This is a genomic window from Kiritimatiellia bacterium (assembly GCA_018001225.1).
Classification (GTDB): Bacteria; Verrucomicrobiota; Kiritimatiellia; order CAIQIC01; family JAGNIJ01; genus JAGNIJ01.
Map to the genome: position 1 here is coordinate 33,573 of JAGNIJ010000023.1, position 12,508 is coordinate 46,080.

Below are 12,508 nucleotides of genomic sequence, written 5' to 3' on the forward strand. Positions count from 1 at the left end.
AGCATGAGCGGACAACGCATACGCATACGACTCAAGGGATTCGACCACAGGGTGCTGGACCAGTCCGCGGGGGACATCGTCGAGACCGCCAAGCGCACGGGCGCGCGGGTGGCCGGCCCGATTCCCCTGCCGACGCGCATCGAGCGCTACAGTGTAAACCGCAGCCCCCACGCGGATAAGAAATCCATGGAGCAGTTCGAGATCCGGACTCACAAGCGGCTGCTGGACATCATCGACCCGACGGCCCGGACGGTGGACGAGCTGAAGAAGCTCAACCTCCCGGCCGGCGTGGACATCACCATCAAGATTTGAGAACGACCATGCAAGGCTTACTCGCCAGAAAAATCGGAATGACCGAAATCTTCGACGACCAGGGCGCCCAGGTGCCCGTGACCGTGCTCCAGGTGGGGCCCTGCGTCGTGGTGCAGCGCAAGACGAAGGCCAAGGACGGCTACGAGGCCGTGCAGATGGGATTCGAGAAGAAGAAGGAATCCCGCCTGACGAAGCCCGAGCTGGGGCATTTCAAGAAGGCCGGCCAGGAGCCGAGCGGCGTGCTGCGGGAGTTCCCGCTGGACGAGGGCGAGGACCTTGCGCCCGGCGCCTCGCTGACGGTCTCGATCTTCGACGGCGTGTCCCACGTGGACGTCGAGGGGATGTCGAAGGGCAAGGGGTTCCAGGGCGTCGTGCGGCGGCACAGCATGGTCGGCGGCGGCGCGGCGCACGGGTCCATGATGCACCGGCGCAGCGGCGCCATCGGCAACCGCACCTGGCCCGCCCGTATTTTCAAGAACAAGCGCATGCCCGGCCACATGGGCCACGTGCAGGTGACCGTGCAGAACCTCAAGGTCGTGCAGGTGCGGCCGGAAGACCACGCGTTGCTCGTGCGCGGCGCGGTGCCCGGCCCCGCGGGGGCCCTGCTGGTCGTGCGCAAGGCCGTCAAGGGCGCGGTGCTCGCGGCCAAGGCGGCGAAGGCGGCGGAAAAGGCGGAAAAGGCGGCTAAGAAATCATGAGTAAACTACCTCTTTACACCATGAAGGGGGAGCGGGTGGGCGAGGTCAGCCTGTCCGACGAGGCGCTCCCGAAAGGCAAGGGCGGCCAGGCCGTCCACGACGCGGTGACGGCGCATTTGGCGGCGCGCCGGGCCGGCACAGCCTCCACGAAGAAGCGCGGCGAGGTCGCCGGCGGCGGCGCCAAGCCCTACAAGCAGAAGGGCACCGGCCGCGCCCGCGCGGGCTCGATCCGGTCTCCCATCTGGCGCGGTGGCGGCATCGTGTTCGGTCCGCACCCGCGGGACTTCTCCCGGAAGCTGCCCCGGAAGGCCGCGCAGCTCGCGTTCTGCCGGGCCGTGGCCGAGAAGGCCGCGGCCGGGCAGGTCGCGGTCCTGGAGCGTATCGAACTGCCCGAGCCGAAGACGCGCCACGTGCAGGCGATGCTCGACGCGCTGAAGGCGAAACGGGGCGCCCTGCTGGTGCTCGACGCCGCGGACGCCAGCGTGATCCGCGCCGCCCGCAACATCGAGGGCGTGGGCGTGACCACCGCCGCCTCGCTGCACACCTACGAGGTCCTGGCGGCCCCCCTGCTGGTGGTCTCCCGCGCCGCCCTGGAGCTGATCGATCAACGGATGCAGAAACGGCTGGGAGACGCGTCATGAAGGACCCGCGCACGATCGTCCGGAAGGTGCTGCTGACGGAGAAGGGCACCGCCATGAAGGAGAAGGACAACCGGTACCTTTTCGAGGTGAGCCGGGACGCGAACAAGATCGAGATCCGCCAGGCGGTGGAGAAGCTCTTCAAGGTCAAGGTCACCCGGGTGAACACCCTGAACCGATCCGGCAAGCAGAAGCGGCTGCGCACGATGAAGTACGGCTGGACCGCCGACTCCAAGCGCGCGGTCGTGGCGCTCCGCGAGGGCGACAAGATCGAATTCACGTGAAAGGATTGATCCCATGGCTCTGAAATCCCACAAACCGGTCACGCCCAGCGAGCGATTCACGTCGCTGTTGAGCCGCGACGACCTGGCCAAGAAGCGGCCGGAGAAATCCCTGCGCTCCTTCCGCAAGTCGAGCGCGGGGCGCAACAGCCACGGCCGGGTCACGATCCGGCACCGCGGCGGCGGGCACAAGCGGTTCCTGCGGAACGTGGATTTCCTGCGCGACAAGGCCGGCATCCCGGCCAAGGTCGTGGCGATCGAGTACGACCCCAACCGGTCCGCCCGCATCGCCCTGCTGCACTACAAGGACGGCGAGAAGCGCTACATCCTGGCGCCGCTCGGCCTGGCCGTCGGCCGCACGGTGGTCTCGGGGCCGGGCGCCGAGCCCCTCGACGGCAACGCCCTGCCGCTGATCGAAATCCCGCTCGGCGTGCCCGTGCATTGCATCGAGATGGTCCCCGGCCGCGGCGCGCAACTGGTGCGCGGGGCGGGCATGGCGGCCCAGATCATGGCCCGCGAAGGCGAGTATGCCCATATCCGTCTCCCTTCCGGCGAGATTCGGAAGATCCCGATCCGCTGCATGGCGACCATCGGGCAGGTCGGCAACCTGGACCACGAGAGCGTTTCGCTGGGCAAGGCCGGCCGCAAGCGCTGGAAGGGCATCCGCCCGACCGTGCGCGGCGTGGCGATGAACCCGGTGGACCACCCGATGGGCGGCGGCGAGGGCCGGACCTCCGGCGGCGGGCATCCCGTCACGCCGTGGGGCGAGTTGACCAAGGGCAAGAAGACCCGGAACCCCCGGCGCGTGTCGAGCCGGATGATCCTCAAGCGGAGGAAATAAGCATGTCGCGATCCCTGAAAAAAGGGCCGTTCGTGGAGCCCCGGCTGCTGAAGAAGGTGGACCTGCTGAACCGGTCCGGCGCGAAGACGCCGATCAAGACCTGGTCGCGCCGCTCGATGATCATGCCGGAGTTCCTGGGGCATACGTTTGCCGTGCACAACGGCAAGACGTTCGTGAACGTTTTCGTGACGGAAAACATGGTCGGTCACCGCCTGGGCGAGTTTTCGCCCACGCGGATATTCCGTAAACACGGCGCGGCCACCGACAAGACCGTGGCGCTGAAGTAGGCGAGGCGCACCCTGGAGGGTCAGGCCAGAGGGCCGGGCCGGGACGCCGGGCCGTGGATCGCGGGCGGACTGCTGATCGCGGCGCTGGCCGGGGCGAGCGGATGGTGGGTGGGGCGGTGCGGAAGTTGTTCTTTGAGTACGAAAAAGGCGGTGCCGGCCCGAAGGCCCCGCCCCGCGGCCACGAGCGCCGCGGAAACCGTGGAAAGCCGCGAGGCCCGGCTGGCGGCCCTCGCGCTGGCCGAGCAGAACGAGTCCTTGCGCCGCGAGGCGGCGACGCTCGAGCAGCAGGTGGGCCGGCTGGCGGAGGCGCTGGCGGCGGTGCGGATCGAGGCGGATGGGTACCGCGCCCGGCTGGACCAGGTCGGGTTCCCGGCGGAGCCGCCGGCGGCCGGCGACCTGGCGGGCGAGTGGAAGGTCCTGAAGGCCGACCCGGAACTCCGGATGGTGATCCTGGACGGGGGCGCGCAGCGCGGGCTGCGGAACGGGATGCGGATGTACGTGTTGCGGGACGACCGGCCGGTGGCCCGGCTGGTCGTCGTGGATGCCCGGGCCGGGGTGGCCGGGGCGGTGGTGGAAGAGAGGCGGGACCGTACGGAGCCCGCCGCGGGCGACCGGGTGATCCCGGCGCGGCCCGGAATGAGCTTGAGGTGAGATGCCATGGATATTGTAGCTAAAACGAGATACGCGAGGATCAGCGCGAGCAAGGCGGCGGATCTGGCGCGGGCCGTCCGCGGCCAGCCCGTGGACCGGGCGGTCCGGACGCTGGCGGGCAGCCAGCGCAAGGGCGCGGTCCTCATGCTGAAAACGCTGAAAGCGGCCATCGCGAACGCCCAGAACAACGCGAAGCTGGACGCGACGAAGCTGTTCGTCCGCGACGCGGCGGTGGAGCAGGGGCCCGCCATGAAGCGGTTCTGGCCCCGCTCGCGAGGCATGGTCAGCCCGGTGTTGCGGAGAATGAGTCACATCAGGATTGTATTGACGGACGAAAATCCGTCGGCAAAATAACGCGGCTTTTGCTGGAAAGGAGACCGGTCTTGGGTCAGAAAGTAAATCCTATCGGGTTCAGGGTAAGCGTCAACAAGGACTGGCGCTCGAGGTGGTATGCCGAGAAGCGCCAGTTCGGCGACCTGCTGCACGAGGATCTTCTGATCCGCGAGCTGGTCAAAAAGAAACTGAAGGACGCCGCCGTGCCGGAGGTGCTGATCGAGCGCTACGCCAACCGCGCGCGCATCACCATCTACACGGCGCGGCCGGGCATCGTCATCGGGCGCAAGGGCGAGGCGATCGAGCAGGTGCGGGCGGCGATCGCGGACGCGACGAAGAAGGAGATCTACGTCGAGATCCGCGAGGTCAAGAGCCCGGACACGAACGCGCAGCTGGTGGCCGAGAACATCGCGCTGCAGCTGGAGCGCCGGGTGTCGTTCCGCCGCGCGCTGAAGCGGGCCGTGCAGATGGCGATCGAGCTGGGCGTGCTGGGGATCAAGGTGCACGTCAGCGGCCGCCTGGGCGGGGCCGAGCTGGCGCGGCGCGAGTGGTACAAGGAGGGCAAGGTGCCCCTCCACACGCTGCGCGCGAACGTCCAGTACGGGTTCGCCGAGGCGCACACGGTGACGGGCAAGATCGGCTGCAAGGTCTGGATCTGCAAGAAGGAAGAGGAAGAGACGGTGAAGGAGAAGACCCATGCCGCTTATGCCTAAAAGGGTGAAGTACCGCAAGGCGCAGCGCGGCAACCGCTCCGGGTTCGCGCAGTCCGGGAACACGCTGGAGTTCGGCGAGTACGGGCTCAAGGCCCTGGAGCGGGCGTGGGTGACGGCGATCCAGCTGGAGGCCTGCCGCGTGGCGATCAACCGCGAGCTGAAGCGCCGCGGCAAGATGTGGATCCGCGTCTTTCCGGACAAGCCGATCTCGAAGAAGCCCCTGGAAGTCCGCATGGGCAAGGGCAAGGCGGCCGTGGACAAGTGGGTCGCCGTGATCAAGCCGGGCCGGGTGCTGTTCGAGGTGGACGGCATCACGGAGGAGCAGGCCCGGGAGGCGCTGCGGCTGGCCGCCACGAAGCTCCCCATTTACACGCAGTTTATCCGGCGCGGCCGGTAACGCCGGGGATGGAATCGGCATGAAGACAAGCGAACTGAAGGAATTGACCGCCGACGAATTGCAGCAGCGGCTGGAGGAAGCGCGGCAGGAGCTGTTCAACCTGCGCGTCCAGCAGGCGACGGGCCAGATGGAGAAGGCCTCGCGCCTGAAGACCTTGCGGCGGGACATCGCCCGGGTGCTGACCCTGCTGCGGCAACGGCAGAAGGCGGGCAGGTGATTATGGCAAGCACACGGCAGAGCGTACGGAAGGAACGCGAGGGCGTCGTCTTGAGCGATGCGATGGACAAGACCATCGTCGTGCGGGTGGAGCGTCGGTACCACCATCCCGTCTACGGCAAGGTCATCCGGCAGCACGCGAAGTTCTATGCCCACGACGAGAAGAACGAAGCGCACAAGGGCGACGTGGTCCGGATCCAGGAGATCCGGCCGTTGAGCAAGCTCAAGCGCTGGCGCCTGATGGAGATCGTGCGGCGCGGCGCGGCGGCGGCGCCCGTGGAGTCGGCCCCATGATCGCGATGCGAACCAACCTGGACGTGGCGGACAACACCGGGGCGCGCCGGGTGCAGTGCATCCACGTGCTCGGCCAGCGCAAGCGCTACGCCCACATCGGCGACCTGATCAAGGTCGCCGTCAAGGAGGCCCAGCCCGTCGGCATGGTGAAGAAGGGCGAGGTCCATAGCGCGCTGATCGTCCGCACCAAGCAGGGCATCCGGCGGCCGGACGGCACGCTGCTCCGCTTCGACCACAACGCCGTGGTCCTGGTGGACGACCAGATGAACCCGCGCGGCACGCGCATCTTCGGCCCCGTGGCCCGCGAGCTCCGCGAGAAGAACTTCATGAAGATCATTTCCCTGGCACCCGAGGTCATCTAGTGAAAAAGCGCCCGGAACGAATCAAGATGCACATCCATCGCGGCGACACGGTCGTGGTCCTGTCCGGATCGGACGCCGGCAAGACCGGGAAGGTCCTCCAGGTCCTCCCGAAGCAGGCGGCCGCGCTGGTCGAGGGGGTCCGCCTGGTGACCAAGCACCTGCGCAAGAGCCAGGACAATCCCAAGGGCGCGATCGTCAGGAAGGAAGCGCCCATCCACGTGTCGAAACTCAAGCGGCAGGCCGCCGCGGCGAAGAGCGCGCCGGCCCGCCCGGAAAAAAAGGCGAAGTAACCCGCCGCCGGGGGATCCATCATGTCGAGCTTGCGAGAACGCTACAAGACGGAAGTGGTCAAGGCCTTGAGGGAGTCGCGGGGATACCGCAACCCCATGCAGGTGCCGCGGCTGCTCAAGATCGTGGTCAATATGAGCGTCAAGGCCACGGAGGAGAAGGACGTCCTCAAGCACGTCGCCGAGGACCTGGCGAAGATCACGGGCCAGAAGCCGGTGATCACGAAGTCCCGGAAGAGCATTTCGAACTTCAAGCTCCGCGCTGGGATGCCGATCGGGGCCAAGGTCACCCTGCGCGGGCCGATGATGTTCGACTTCCTCGAGCGCCTGATCGGCGCCGTGCTGCCCCGCATCCGCGACTTCCGCGGCGTGCCGAGGTCGTTCGACGGGCGGGGGAGTTACACGCTGGGCCTGAAGGAGCAGACGCTCTTCCCGGAGATCCCGGCGGACCACGTGAAACGCACCCAGGGTATGGATATCACCATCGTCACCAGCGCGGCCACGGACGGCGAGGCCGAGGAGCTGCTCAAGCTCCTGGGCGTGCCGTTCGCGAGCGCGGCCGCGGGAAAGGAAGGACGCGTTGGCTAAGAAATCCCTCATCATCAAGGCGAACCGGAAACCGAAGTTCGCCCCGCGGACCGTCCGCCGCTGCCGCAAGTGCGGCCGGCCCCGCGCCTACATGCGGAAGTTTCAACTGTGCCGAATCTGTTTCCGGGAACTCGCGCTGGAGGGCAAGATCCCCGGCGTCGTGAAGGCGAGCTGGTAGGGGCCGGCGGGAGAGAGAAAAGACCATGAGCGTATCTGATCCGATTTCCGACATGCTGACGCGCATCCGCAACGCGGGCCGGGCCGGCCTCGCGACGACCGAGATGCCGCACTCGAAGCTCAAGGGCGAGATCGCCCGCATCCTGAAGAAGGAGGGCTTCATCGCCGACTTCGTGAGCGAGGCGCAGGACGGCAAGAAGCGGCTGCGCGTGTACCTGAAGTACACGGCCGGGCGCGCCCCGGTGATCCGCGGCCTGCGCCGCATCAGCAAGCCGGGCCTCCGGCGGTACGCCGACCTCACCAAGCCGCCCCGCGTCGTCGGCGGCATGGGCATCGCCATCATCAGCACCTCGAAGGGCCTGATGACGGACCGCGAGATGCGGCAGAACCGGCTCGGCGGCGAAGTGCTTTGCTACGTTTGGTAACAGCGAGGATTGGATCATGTCCAGAATCGGAAAACAGCCGGTAGCCATCCCCCAGGGCGTCACCGTGACGGTCGAGGGCCGGACGGTCCGCGTGAAGGGACCGAAGGGGGAATTGGCCTGGGAGTGCGTCCCGTATATCCAGGTGGCCGTCAAGGACGGCCGGGTCGAGGTGGCCTGCGAGCGGAAGGACAAGCAGGGCAGCGCGGTCTATGGTACCACGCGGAGCCTGATCGCCAACATGGTGCGCGGCGTCAAGGACGGCTATTCCAAGACGCTGGAGATCCAGGGCGTTGGCTTCCGCGCGACGCTGCAGGGCCGGAAGCTGGTCCTGGCGCTGGGCTACTCCCACCCGATCGAGTTCGCCATCCCCGAGGGTATTACCGTGAAGATGGAGGACGGGAACATCGTGGTCAGCGGGGCCGACAAGCATCTCGTGGGCGACGTCAGCGCGCGGCTGCGCTCCTTCTACCCGCCGGAGCCCTACAAGGGCAAGGGCGTGCGCCTGAAGGGCGAGTACGTGCGGCGCAAAGTGGGCAAGACGGTGGCATAATCATCATGAAATTGAAATCCAGGACCGATTACGTGGTCCGGCGGCACCTGCGGGTGCGCCGGAAGGTCAGCGGGACGGCCGAGCGCCCCCGCCTGTGCATGCATGTCTCCAACAAGCACATGCGCGTGCAGTTCGTGGACGATGCCCGGGCGCGTATCCTCGCGGCCTTCTCGACCCTGACCCCCGCCATCCGGGATCTCGTCAAGGGCAAGAATACGGTCGCCGCCGCCAAGGAGCTGGGCGCGTATGCCGGCAAGGCGGCCCGCGAGAAGGGGATCGAGACCGTGGTGTTCGACCGCGGCGGGTTTGCCTACAAGGGGCGCGTGAAGGCCTTGGCCGACGCCGCGCGCGCCGCCGGATTGAAGTTCTGAAAGGAGCACAGCGCGTGAGAAAGCCAGCCAGGCACGAAGTCAGAGAGCCCTCGGACATGGAGGAGCGGGTGGTGAACGTCAACCGCTGCGCCAAGGTCGTCAAGGGCGGGCGCCGTTTCAGTTTCAGCGCGCTGGTCGTCGTCGGCGACCGCAAGGGCCACGTGGGCTACGCGCTCGGCAAGGCCAACGAGGTGGCGGACGCCATCCGCAAGGCCACCGAATCGGCCCGCCGCGGCATGTTCCCCGTGACCATGAAGGACAAGAGCATTCCCCACGCCGTGGTCGGCCGGATGGGCGCCTCGCGCGTGATGCTGCGCCCCGCCTCGCCGGGCACGGGCGTCATCGCCGGCGGCGGCGTCCGGGCCATCCTGGAGCTCTCGGGCATCCGGGACGTGCTCGCCAAGTCCCTCGGCGCGACCAATCCCCTCAACGTTATCAAGGCCACCGTGAACGGTCTGCAGCAACTCCGCACCCGCGAGGAGGCGGCCGCGCTGCGCCAGATGGAAGGCGTGTCATGAGTCTGACCCTCTCGAACCTCTCCAACACGCCGGGCGCCCGGCACCGCCGGCTCCGCGTCGGCCGCGGCCGGTCGTCCGGCAAGGGCAAGACCTCCGGCAAGGGCCACAAGGGCCAGATGTCCCGCACGGGCCACAAGCGCAAGCCGACCTTCGAAGGCGGCCAGATGCGCCTGGTCCGGCGAATGCCGAAGCGCGGCTTCACGGGGAGCAAGGACCGCTACATCGCCGTCAATCTCGCCGCCCTCGGGCGCTTCGAGGAAGGCGCCGTGGTCGACGCGGACGCCCTGGTCAAGGCCCGCCTGGCTCACCGGGGCCCCGGCGTGCGCGGGATCAAGGTGCTCGGCACGGGCGAACTGGCCCGGAAGCTCTCCGTGAAAGCCCAGGCCTTCAGCGCGACCGCCCGGGCGCGCATCGAGGCCGCCGGCGGCACCTGCGAAATCGTCCCCTTCCAATAACGCCAGGAAATCCCCATGTTCTCCGCCTTCGTCAACAGCCTCAAGATCCCGGACCTCCGGACCCGGATCTTCTATACCCTCGGCCTGATCTTCGTCGTGCGCATCCTCGCCATGATCCCCACGCCGGGCGTGGATGCCGTGGCGCTGCGGGAGTTCATCGCCGGGGTCCGGGCCTCCGCGGGCGGGGGATTCGTCGGGCTGTTCGACCTGTTCAGCGGCGGCGCGCTGGAGAACGTCGCCATCGGGGCGCTGGGCATCATGCCCAACATCAGCGCGTCGATCATCATGCAGCTCATGACCGCCGTCGTCCCGTCCCTCGAGCGCCTGGCGCGCGAGGGCGACGCGGGCCGGCAGAAGATCAACCAGTACTCGCGCCTGCTGACCGTCGCGCTCTGCATCGTCCAGGGCTACGCGATGGCCGTGGCGCTGGAGCATCCCGAGGGGCTGGGGATCAACCGCCAGATCGTCATCATCCCGGGCCTGAAGTTCCGGCTCCTCGCGGTCCTCACGATGACCTCGGGCACGATGCTGCTGATGTGGCTCGGCGAGCAGATCACCGAGCGCGGGATCGGCAACGGGATTTCCCTCATCATCACCATCAGCATCACCAGCCGCCTGCCCGGCGCGGTCCAGGCCGGGATGGCGATGTTCAAGCCGGTGGACGGCGTGGCCCAGTTCGGCCTGTTCCACCTCGTCGGCATGCTGGCGATGTTCCTGCTGGTCATCGCCGGCGTCATCGCGGTCACGCAGGCCCAGCGGAAGATCCCGGTCCAGTACGCCAAGCGCGTCATCGGCCGCAAGGTCTACGGCGGGCAGAGCACGTACATGCCCCTGCGCGTCAACTACTCCGGCGTCATGCCCATCATCTTCGCGCAGGCGATCCTGATGTTCCCGTCCAAGCTCTTCGGCATGATCAAGATGGATTTCTTCCAGCGGCTCGCCTACGCGCTGCAGGTCGGCGGCGCGCTCTACAACGTCCTCTACGCCCTGATGATCCTCTTCTTCTCCTACTTCTGGGTCGCGACCCAGTTCAACCCGATCCAGATCGCCGACGACCTCAAGAAGTACGGAGGCTACGTCCCCGGCATCCGGCCCGGCCGGCCGACCGCCGAGTTTCTGGACCGGACCATGACCCGCATCACCCTCGCGGGCGCGATCTTCCTGACCGTCATCGCCGTGCTGCCGAGCATCATGGCCCAGCAGTTCAACATCCCCTGGATCGTCTCCTCCTTCTTCGGCGGGACCAGCATGCTGATCATCGTCGGCGTGATGCTGGACACGATGCGCCAGGTCGAGGCGCACCTGATCACCCGCCACTACGACGGATTCCTCAAGAAAGGCCGCCTGCATTCGAGGCGGGGATAGGCGGAATCCATGGAAGCCATCATATTCCTCGGCGCCCCGGGCGCGGGCAAGGGCACGCTGGCCGACGTCGTGAAGACCGGGGCCGGCTACGAGCACGTCTCCACGGGGGACATGCTCCGCGCCGCGGTCAAGGCCGGCCGGCCCGTGGGGCTCGAGGCCCGGTCCTACATGGAGAAGGGCGAACTCGTCCCCGACGCGGTCATCATCCGCATCGTCACCGAGCGGCTCGACGCCGGGTCGAAGGACGCCCGATATCTGTTCGACGGTTTCCCGCGGACGCCCGAGCAGGCCCGGATGCTGGACCAGGTCCTCGCGGAGCACGGCACGGCCGTGCGCTTCGTGTTCCTGCTGGACGTGCCCCGGGAGATCCTGGTGGACCGCCTGGCGGGCCGCCGAATCTGCCGCAGCTGCGGCGCGGTCTTCCACGTGCGCAACATCCCGCCGCGCGTCGCCGGCGTCTGCGACGCGTGCGGCGGCGAACTCTACCAGCGGGCGGACGACTCGGAGGAGACCGTGCTCAACCGCCTCGAGGTCTTTCGAAAGCAGACGGAAAGCCTGATCGAGTACTACGAGAAAAAGGGCGTGCTGGTCAGGATCAACGCCGGCCGAAACCGGGAAGTGGTCCAGGCAGAGATCCTGGACGTTCTGCGGAAGCCGGCGGCCGGGACATGATCGTCATCAAGACCCCAGAGGACCTGGCCCGGATGCGGGTGAGCGGCCGCATGGCCGCCGAGGTGCTCGGGGAACTGGCCCGCCGGGTCGCGCCGGGGGTGACCACGAAGGAGCTGGACGATCTGGCCCGGGAGCTGATGGCCCGGCGCGGCGGGCGCAGCGCGTTCTTTGGATACCGGGGATACCCCGGACAGACGTGTATTTCGATCAACGACGAAGTCGTGCACGGCGTGCCCGGCCCGCGGCGGATCCAGGTGGGCGACATCGTCAGCCTGGACGTCGGCGTGGTGTACGAGGGGTACGTCGGCGACAACGCCACGACGGTGATGGTCGGCGTCAGCGATCCCGAGGTCGTGCGCCTCGTCAGCACGGGGCGCCGGGCGCTGGAGGCGGCGATCGGCAAGGCCGTCGCCGGCGGCCGGCTGTCGGACGTCTCGCATGCCATCGAGTCCACGGCCCGCGAGGCCGGGTACAGCGTGGTGCGGGATTTCGTGGGGCACGGCGTCGGCCGTTCGATGCACGAGGATCCCCAGATCCCCAACTTCGGGCCGCCCGGGCGCGGCCCGAGGCTGAAGCCGGGGATGACGCTGGCGATCGAGCCGATGATCAACCGCGGCGGGCACGAGGTGGAAGTCCTCGGCGACGGGTGGACGGTGCGAACGCGGGACCGGAGCCTGTCGGTGCACTTCGAGCACACGATCGCGGTCGGGGAAGGGGCGGCCGAGGTGCTGACGTGGCTGGGCCCGAAATAATTCGGCTGGACGCGAGGGTGGTTTCTGTGATAACCAACGCGGTTTTCCGGGTCGAACTGGCCAACGGGCACGGCCTGGTGGCCTACGCGGACCGGGCCGGGAAAAGCCGCGCGGGAACGCTGCAGCCGGGCGACCGGGTGCGCGTGGAAATGTCGCCCTGCGACATGTCGAGGGGACGGCTGGTTTTCAGGGAAGAGGAAAACGGATGAAGGTACGAAGTTCAGTCAAGCGAATCTGCGAGCGGTGCAAAGTCGTGCGCCGGAAACGGGTGGTGCGCGTCATCTGCAATAACCCGCGCCACAAGCAGCGCCAGGGTTAACGGAGG

At 67.7% G+C, this 12,508-nt stretch carries 26 protein-coding genes; all 26 read left to right on the top strand.

The window, feature by feature from the left end; translation table 11 throughout:
* Positions 1 to 3 precede the first annotated feature (3 nt).
* The 26 genes from rpsJ (at position 4) to rpmJ (ending at position 12,502) form a co-directional block, all read left to right on the top strand.
* Positions 4 to 312 carry a 30S ribosomal protein S10 gene (rpsJ, locus tag KA248_09120; GenBank protein MBP7830062.1) on the top strand — a complete coding sequence of 103 codons (309 nt, stop codon included), beginning with the start codon at positions 4 to 6 and terminating at the stop codon, positions 310 to 312.
* 8 nt (positions 313 to 320) lie between these two features.
* Positions 321 to 1,010 carry a 50S ribosomal protein L3 gene (rplC, locus tag KA248_09125; GenBank protein ID MBP7830063.1) on the top strand — a complete coding sequence of 230 codons (690 nt, stop codon included), beginning with the start codon at positions 321 to 323 and terminating at the stop codon, positions 1,008 to 1,010.
* Positions 1,007 to 1,651 (top strand): 50S ribosomal protein L4, encoded by a 645-nt coding sequence (gene rplD, locus KA248_09130; GenBank protein MBP7830064.1) that lies wholly within the window; start codon positions 1,007 to 1,009, stop codon positions 1,649 to 1,651. The genes rplC and rplD overlap by 4 nt, the downstream gene beginning before the upstream one ends.
* Positions 1,648 to 1,932 carry a 50S ribosomal protein L23 gene (rplW, locus tag KA248_09135; protein MBP7830065.1) on the top strand — a complete coding sequence of 95 codons (285 nt, stop codon included), beginning with the start codon at positions 1,648 to 1,650 and terminating at the stop codon, positions 1,930 to 1,932. Before rplD ends, rplW begins: the two co-directional genes overlap by 4 nt.
* Positions 1,933 to 1,945: 13 nt before the next feature.
* On the top strand, positions 1,946 to 2,770 hold the full coding sequence (rplB, locus tag KA248_09140; GenBank protein MBP7830066.1) for a 50S ribosomal protein L2: 825 nt from the start codon (positions 1,946 to 1,948) through the stop codon (positions 2,768 to 2,770).
* A 2-nt stretch (positions 2,771 to 2,772) separates the two neighbouring features.
* Positions 2,773 to 3,057 (top strand): 30S ribosomal protein S19, encoded by a 285-nt coding sequence (rpsS, locus tag KA248_09145; GenBank protein ID MBP7830067.1) that lies wholly within the window; start codon positions 2,773 to 2,775, stop codon positions 3,055 to 3,057.
* A gap of 132 nt (positions 3,058 to 3,189) precedes the next feature.
* Positions 3,190 to 3,708, top strand: a complete 519-nt coding sequence (locus tag KA248_09150; GenBank protein MBP7830068.1) for a hypothetical protein — start codon at positions 3,190 to 3,192, stop codon at positions 3,706 to 3,708.
* 6 nt (positions 3,709 to 3,714) lie between these two features.
* A complete protein-coding gene (rplV, locus tag KA248_09155; protein MBP7830069.1) occupies positions 3,715 to 4,062 on the top strand; it encodes a 50S ribosomal protein L22 in 348 nt (115 codons plus the stop codon).
* Between the two features lie 29 nt (positions 4,063 to 4,091).
* On the top strand, positions 4,092 to 4,754 hold the full coding sequence (rpsC, locus tag KA248_09160; GenBank protein ID MBP7830070.1) for a 30S ribosomal protein S3: 663 nt from the start codon (positions 4,092 to 4,094) through the stop codon (positions 4,752 to 4,754).
* The gene (gene rplP, locus KA248_09165; protein ID MBP7830071.1) at positions 4,738 to 5,151 is read left to right on the top strand and encodes a 50S ribosomal protein L16; all 414 of its coding nucleotides are present in this window, start codon (positions 4,738 to 4,740) and stop codon (positions 5,149 to 5,151) included. Before rpsC ends, rplP begins: the two co-directional genes overlap by 17 nt.
* A 19-nt stretch (positions 5,152 to 5,170) precedes the next feature.
* Entirely contained in the window at positions 5,171 to 5,368 is a 198-nt protein-coding gene (gene rpmC, locus KA248_09170; protein ID MBP7830072.1) for a 50S ribosomal protein L29, read from the top strand.
* 2 nt (positions 5,369 to 5,370) lie between these two features.
* The gene (gene rpsQ, locus KA248_09175; GenBank protein ID MBP7830073.1) at positions 5,371 to 5,661 is read left to right on the top strand and encodes a 30S ribosomal protein S17; all 291 of its coding nucleotides are present in this window, start codon (positions 5,371 to 5,373) and stop codon (positions 5,659 to 5,661) included.
* Complete coding sequence (gene rplN / locus KA248_09180; GenBank protein ID MBP7830074.1) at positions 5,658 to 6,023, top strand: 50S ribosomal protein L14; 366 nt, start codon at positions 5,658 to 5,660, stop codon at positions 6,021 to 6,023. Before rpsQ ends, rplN begins: the two co-directional genes overlap by 4 nt.
* A 26-nt stretch (positions 6,024 to 6,049) precedes the next feature.
* The gene (gene rplX, locus KA248_09185) at positions 6,050 to 6,313 is read left to right on the top strand and encodes a 50S ribosomal protein L24 (protein ID MBP7830075.1); all 264 of its coding nucleotides are present in this window, start codon (positions 6,050 to 6,052) and stop codon (positions 6,311 to 6,313) included.
* A 21-nt stretch (positions 6,314 to 6,334) separates the two neighbouring features.
* Positions 6,335 to 6,898 carry a 50S ribosomal protein L5 gene (rplE, locus tag KA248_09190; GenBank protein MBP7830076.1) on the top strand — a complete coding sequence of 188 codons (564 nt, stop codon included), beginning with the start codon at positions 6,335 to 6,337 and terminating at the stop codon, positions 6,896 to 6,898.
* Complete coding sequence (locus KA248_09195; protein MBP7830077.1) at positions 6,891 to 7,076, top strand: type Z 30S ribosomal protein S14; 186 nt, start codon at positions 6,891 to 6,893, stop codon at positions 7,074 to 7,076. The genes rplE and KA248_09195 overlap by 8 nt, the downstream gene beginning before the upstream one ends.
* Before the next feature lie 25 nt (positions 7,077 to 7,101).
* The gene (gene rpsH / locus KA248_09200) at positions 7,102 to 7,500 is read left to right on the top strand and encodes a 30S ribosomal protein S8 (protein MBP7830078.1); all 399 of its coding nucleotides are present in this window, start codon (positions 7,102 to 7,104) and stop codon (positions 7,498 to 7,500) included.
* A gap of 16 nt (positions 7,501 to 7,516) precedes the next feature.
* Positions 7,517 to 8,050, top strand: a complete 534-nt coding sequence (rplF, locus tag KA248_09205; protein ID MBP7830079.1) for a 50S ribosomal protein L6 — start codon at positions 7,517 to 7,519, stop codon at positions 8,048 to 8,050.
* A gap of 5 nt (positions 8,051 to 8,055) precedes the next feature.
* On the top strand, positions 8,056 to 8,421 hold the full coding sequence (locus KA248_09210; GenBank protein ID MBP7830080.1) for a 50S ribosomal protein L18: 366 nt from the start codon (positions 8,056 to 8,058) through the stop codon (positions 8,419 to 8,421).
* Between the two features lie 56 nt (positions 8,422 to 8,477).
* On the top strand, positions 8,478 to 8,939 hold the full coding sequence (gene rpsE / locus KA248_09215) for a 30S ribosomal protein S5 (protein MBP7830081.1): 462 nt from the start codon (positions 8,478 to 8,480) through the stop codon (positions 8,937 to 8,939).
* Between the two features lie 2 nt (positions 8,940 to 8,941).
* Complete coding sequence (rplO, locus tag KA248_09220) at positions 8,942 to 9,394, top strand: 50S ribosomal protein L15 (GenBank protein ID MBP7830082.1); 453 nt, start codon at positions 8,942 to 8,944, stop codon at positions 9,392 to 9,394.
* 15 nt (positions 9,395 to 9,409) lie between these two features.
* Complete coding sequence (gene secY / locus KA248_09225; protein ID MBP7830083.1) at positions 9,410 to 10,759, top strand: preprotein translocase subunit SecY; 1,350 nt, start codon at positions 9,410 to 9,412, stop codon at positions 10,757 to 10,759.
* Positions 10,760 to 10,768: 9 nt separating this feature from the next.
* Entirely contained in the window at positions 10,769 to 11,431 is a 663-nt protein-coding gene (locus KA248_09230; protein ID MBP7830084.1) for an adenylate kinase, read from the top strand.
* Positions 11,428 to 12,183: a type I methionyl aminopeptidase gene (gene map, locus KA248_09235; GenBank protein MBP7830085.1), complete on the top strand. Its 756-nt coding sequence runs from the start codon at positions 11,428 to 11,430 to the stop codon at positions 12,181 to 12,183. The genes KA248_09230 and map overlap by 4 nt, the downstream gene beginning before the upstream one ends.
* Positions 12,165 to 12,392: a translation initiation factor IF-1 gene (gene infA, locus KA248_09240; GenBank protein MBP7830086.1), complete on the top strand. Its 228-nt coding sequence runs from the start codon at positions 12,165 to 12,167 to the stop codon at positions 12,390 to 12,392. The genes map and infA overlap by 19 nt, the downstream gene beginning before the upstream one ends.
* Complete coding sequence (gene rpmJ / locus KA248_09245) at positions 12,389 to 12,502, top strand: 50S ribosomal protein L36 (GenBank protein ID MBP7830087.1); 114 nt, start codon at positions 12,389 to 12,391, stop codon at positions 12,500 to 12,502. The genes infA and rpmJ overlap by 4 nt, the downstream gene beginning before the upstream one ends.
* The last annotated feature ends 6 nt before the right edge of the window (positions 12,503 to 12,508 follow it).

Excerpts from the sequence above, each read along its gene's own strand:
- rplF (MBP7830079.1), top strand. The coding sequence starts at position 7,517 with ATGTCCAGAATCGGAAAACAGCCGGTAGCCATCCCCCAGGGCGTCACC.
- rpsH (MBP7830078.1), top strand. The coding sequence starts at position 7,102 with ATGAGCGTATCTGATCCGATTTCCGACATGCTGACGCGCATCCGCAAC.
- rpsE (MBP7830081.1), top strand. The coding sequence starts at position 8,478 with ATGGAGGAGCGGGTGGTGAACGTCAACCGCTGCGCCAAGGTCGTCAAG.
- map (MBP7830085.1), top strand. The coding sequence starts at position 11,428 with ATGATCGTCATCAAGACCCCAGAGGACCTGGCCCGGATGCGGGTGAGC.
- rpsJ (MBP7830062.1), top strand. The coding sequence starts at position 4 with ATGAGCGGACAACGCATACGCATACGACTCAAGGGATTCGACCACAGG.
- rplP (MBP7830071.1), top strand. The coding sequence starts at position 4,738 with ATGCCGCTTATGCCTAAAAGGGTGAAGTACCGCAAGGCGCAGCGCGGC.
- rplB (MBP7830066.1), top strand. The coding sequence starts at position 1,946 with ATGGCTCTGAAATCCCACAAACCGGTCACGCCCAGCGAGCGATTCACG.
- rplN (MBP7830074.1), top strand. The coding sequence starts at position 5,658 with ATGATCGCGATGCGAACCAACCTGGACGTGGCGGACAACACCGGGGCG.
- secY (MBP7830083.1), top strand. The coding sequence starts at position 9,410 with ATGTTCTCCGCCTTCGTCAACAGCCTCAAGATCCCGGACCTCCGGACC.
- rpsS (MBP7830067.1), top strand. The coding sequence starts at position 2,773 with ATGTCGCGATCCCTGAAAAAAGGGCCGTTCGTGGAGCCCCGGCTGCTG.
- rplC (MBP7830063.1), top strand. The coding sequence starts at position 321 with ATGCAAGGCTTACTCGCCAGAAAAATCGGAATGACCGAAATCTTCGAC.
- rplW (MBP7830065.1), top strand. The coding sequence starts at position 1,648 with ATGAAGGACCCGCGCACGATCGTCCGGAAGGTGCTGCTGACGGAGAAG.
- rpmC (MBP7830072.1), top strand. The coding sequence starts at position 5,171 with ATGAAGACAAGCGAACTGAAGGAATTGACCGCCGACGAATTGCAGCAG.
- KA248_09230 (MBP7830084.1), top strand. The coding sequence starts at position 10,769 with ATGGAAGCCATCATATTCCTCGGCGCCCCGGGCGCGGGCAAGGGCACG.
- rpmJ (MBP7830087.1), top strand. The coding sequence starts at position 12,389 with ATGAAGGTACGAAGTTCAGTCAAGCGAATCTGCGAGCGGTGCAAAGTC.
- rplX (MBP7830075.1), top strand. The coding sequence starts at position 6,050 with ATGCACATCCATCGCGGCGACACGGTCGTGGTCCTGTCCGGATCGGAC.
- rplE (MBP7830076.1), top strand. The coding sequence starts at position 6,335 with ATGTCGAGCTTGCGAGAACGCTACAAGACGGAAGTGGTCAAGGCCTTG.
- rpsQ (MBP7830073.1), top strand. The coding sequence starts at position 5,371 with ATGGCAAGCACACGGCAGAGCGTACGGAAGGAACGCGAGGGCGTCGTC.
- rplV (MBP7830069.1), top strand. The coding sequence starts at position 3,715 with ATGGATATTGTAGCTAAAACGAGATACGCGAGGATCAGCGCGAGCAAG.
- KA248_09210 (MBP7830080.1), top strand. The coding sequence starts at position 8,056 with ATGAAATTGAAATCCAGGACCGATTACGTGGTCCGGCGGCACCTGCGG.
- rplD (MBP7830064.1), top strand. The coding sequence starts at position 1,007 with ATGAGTAAACTACCTCTTTACACCATGAAGGGGGAGCGGGTGGGCGAG.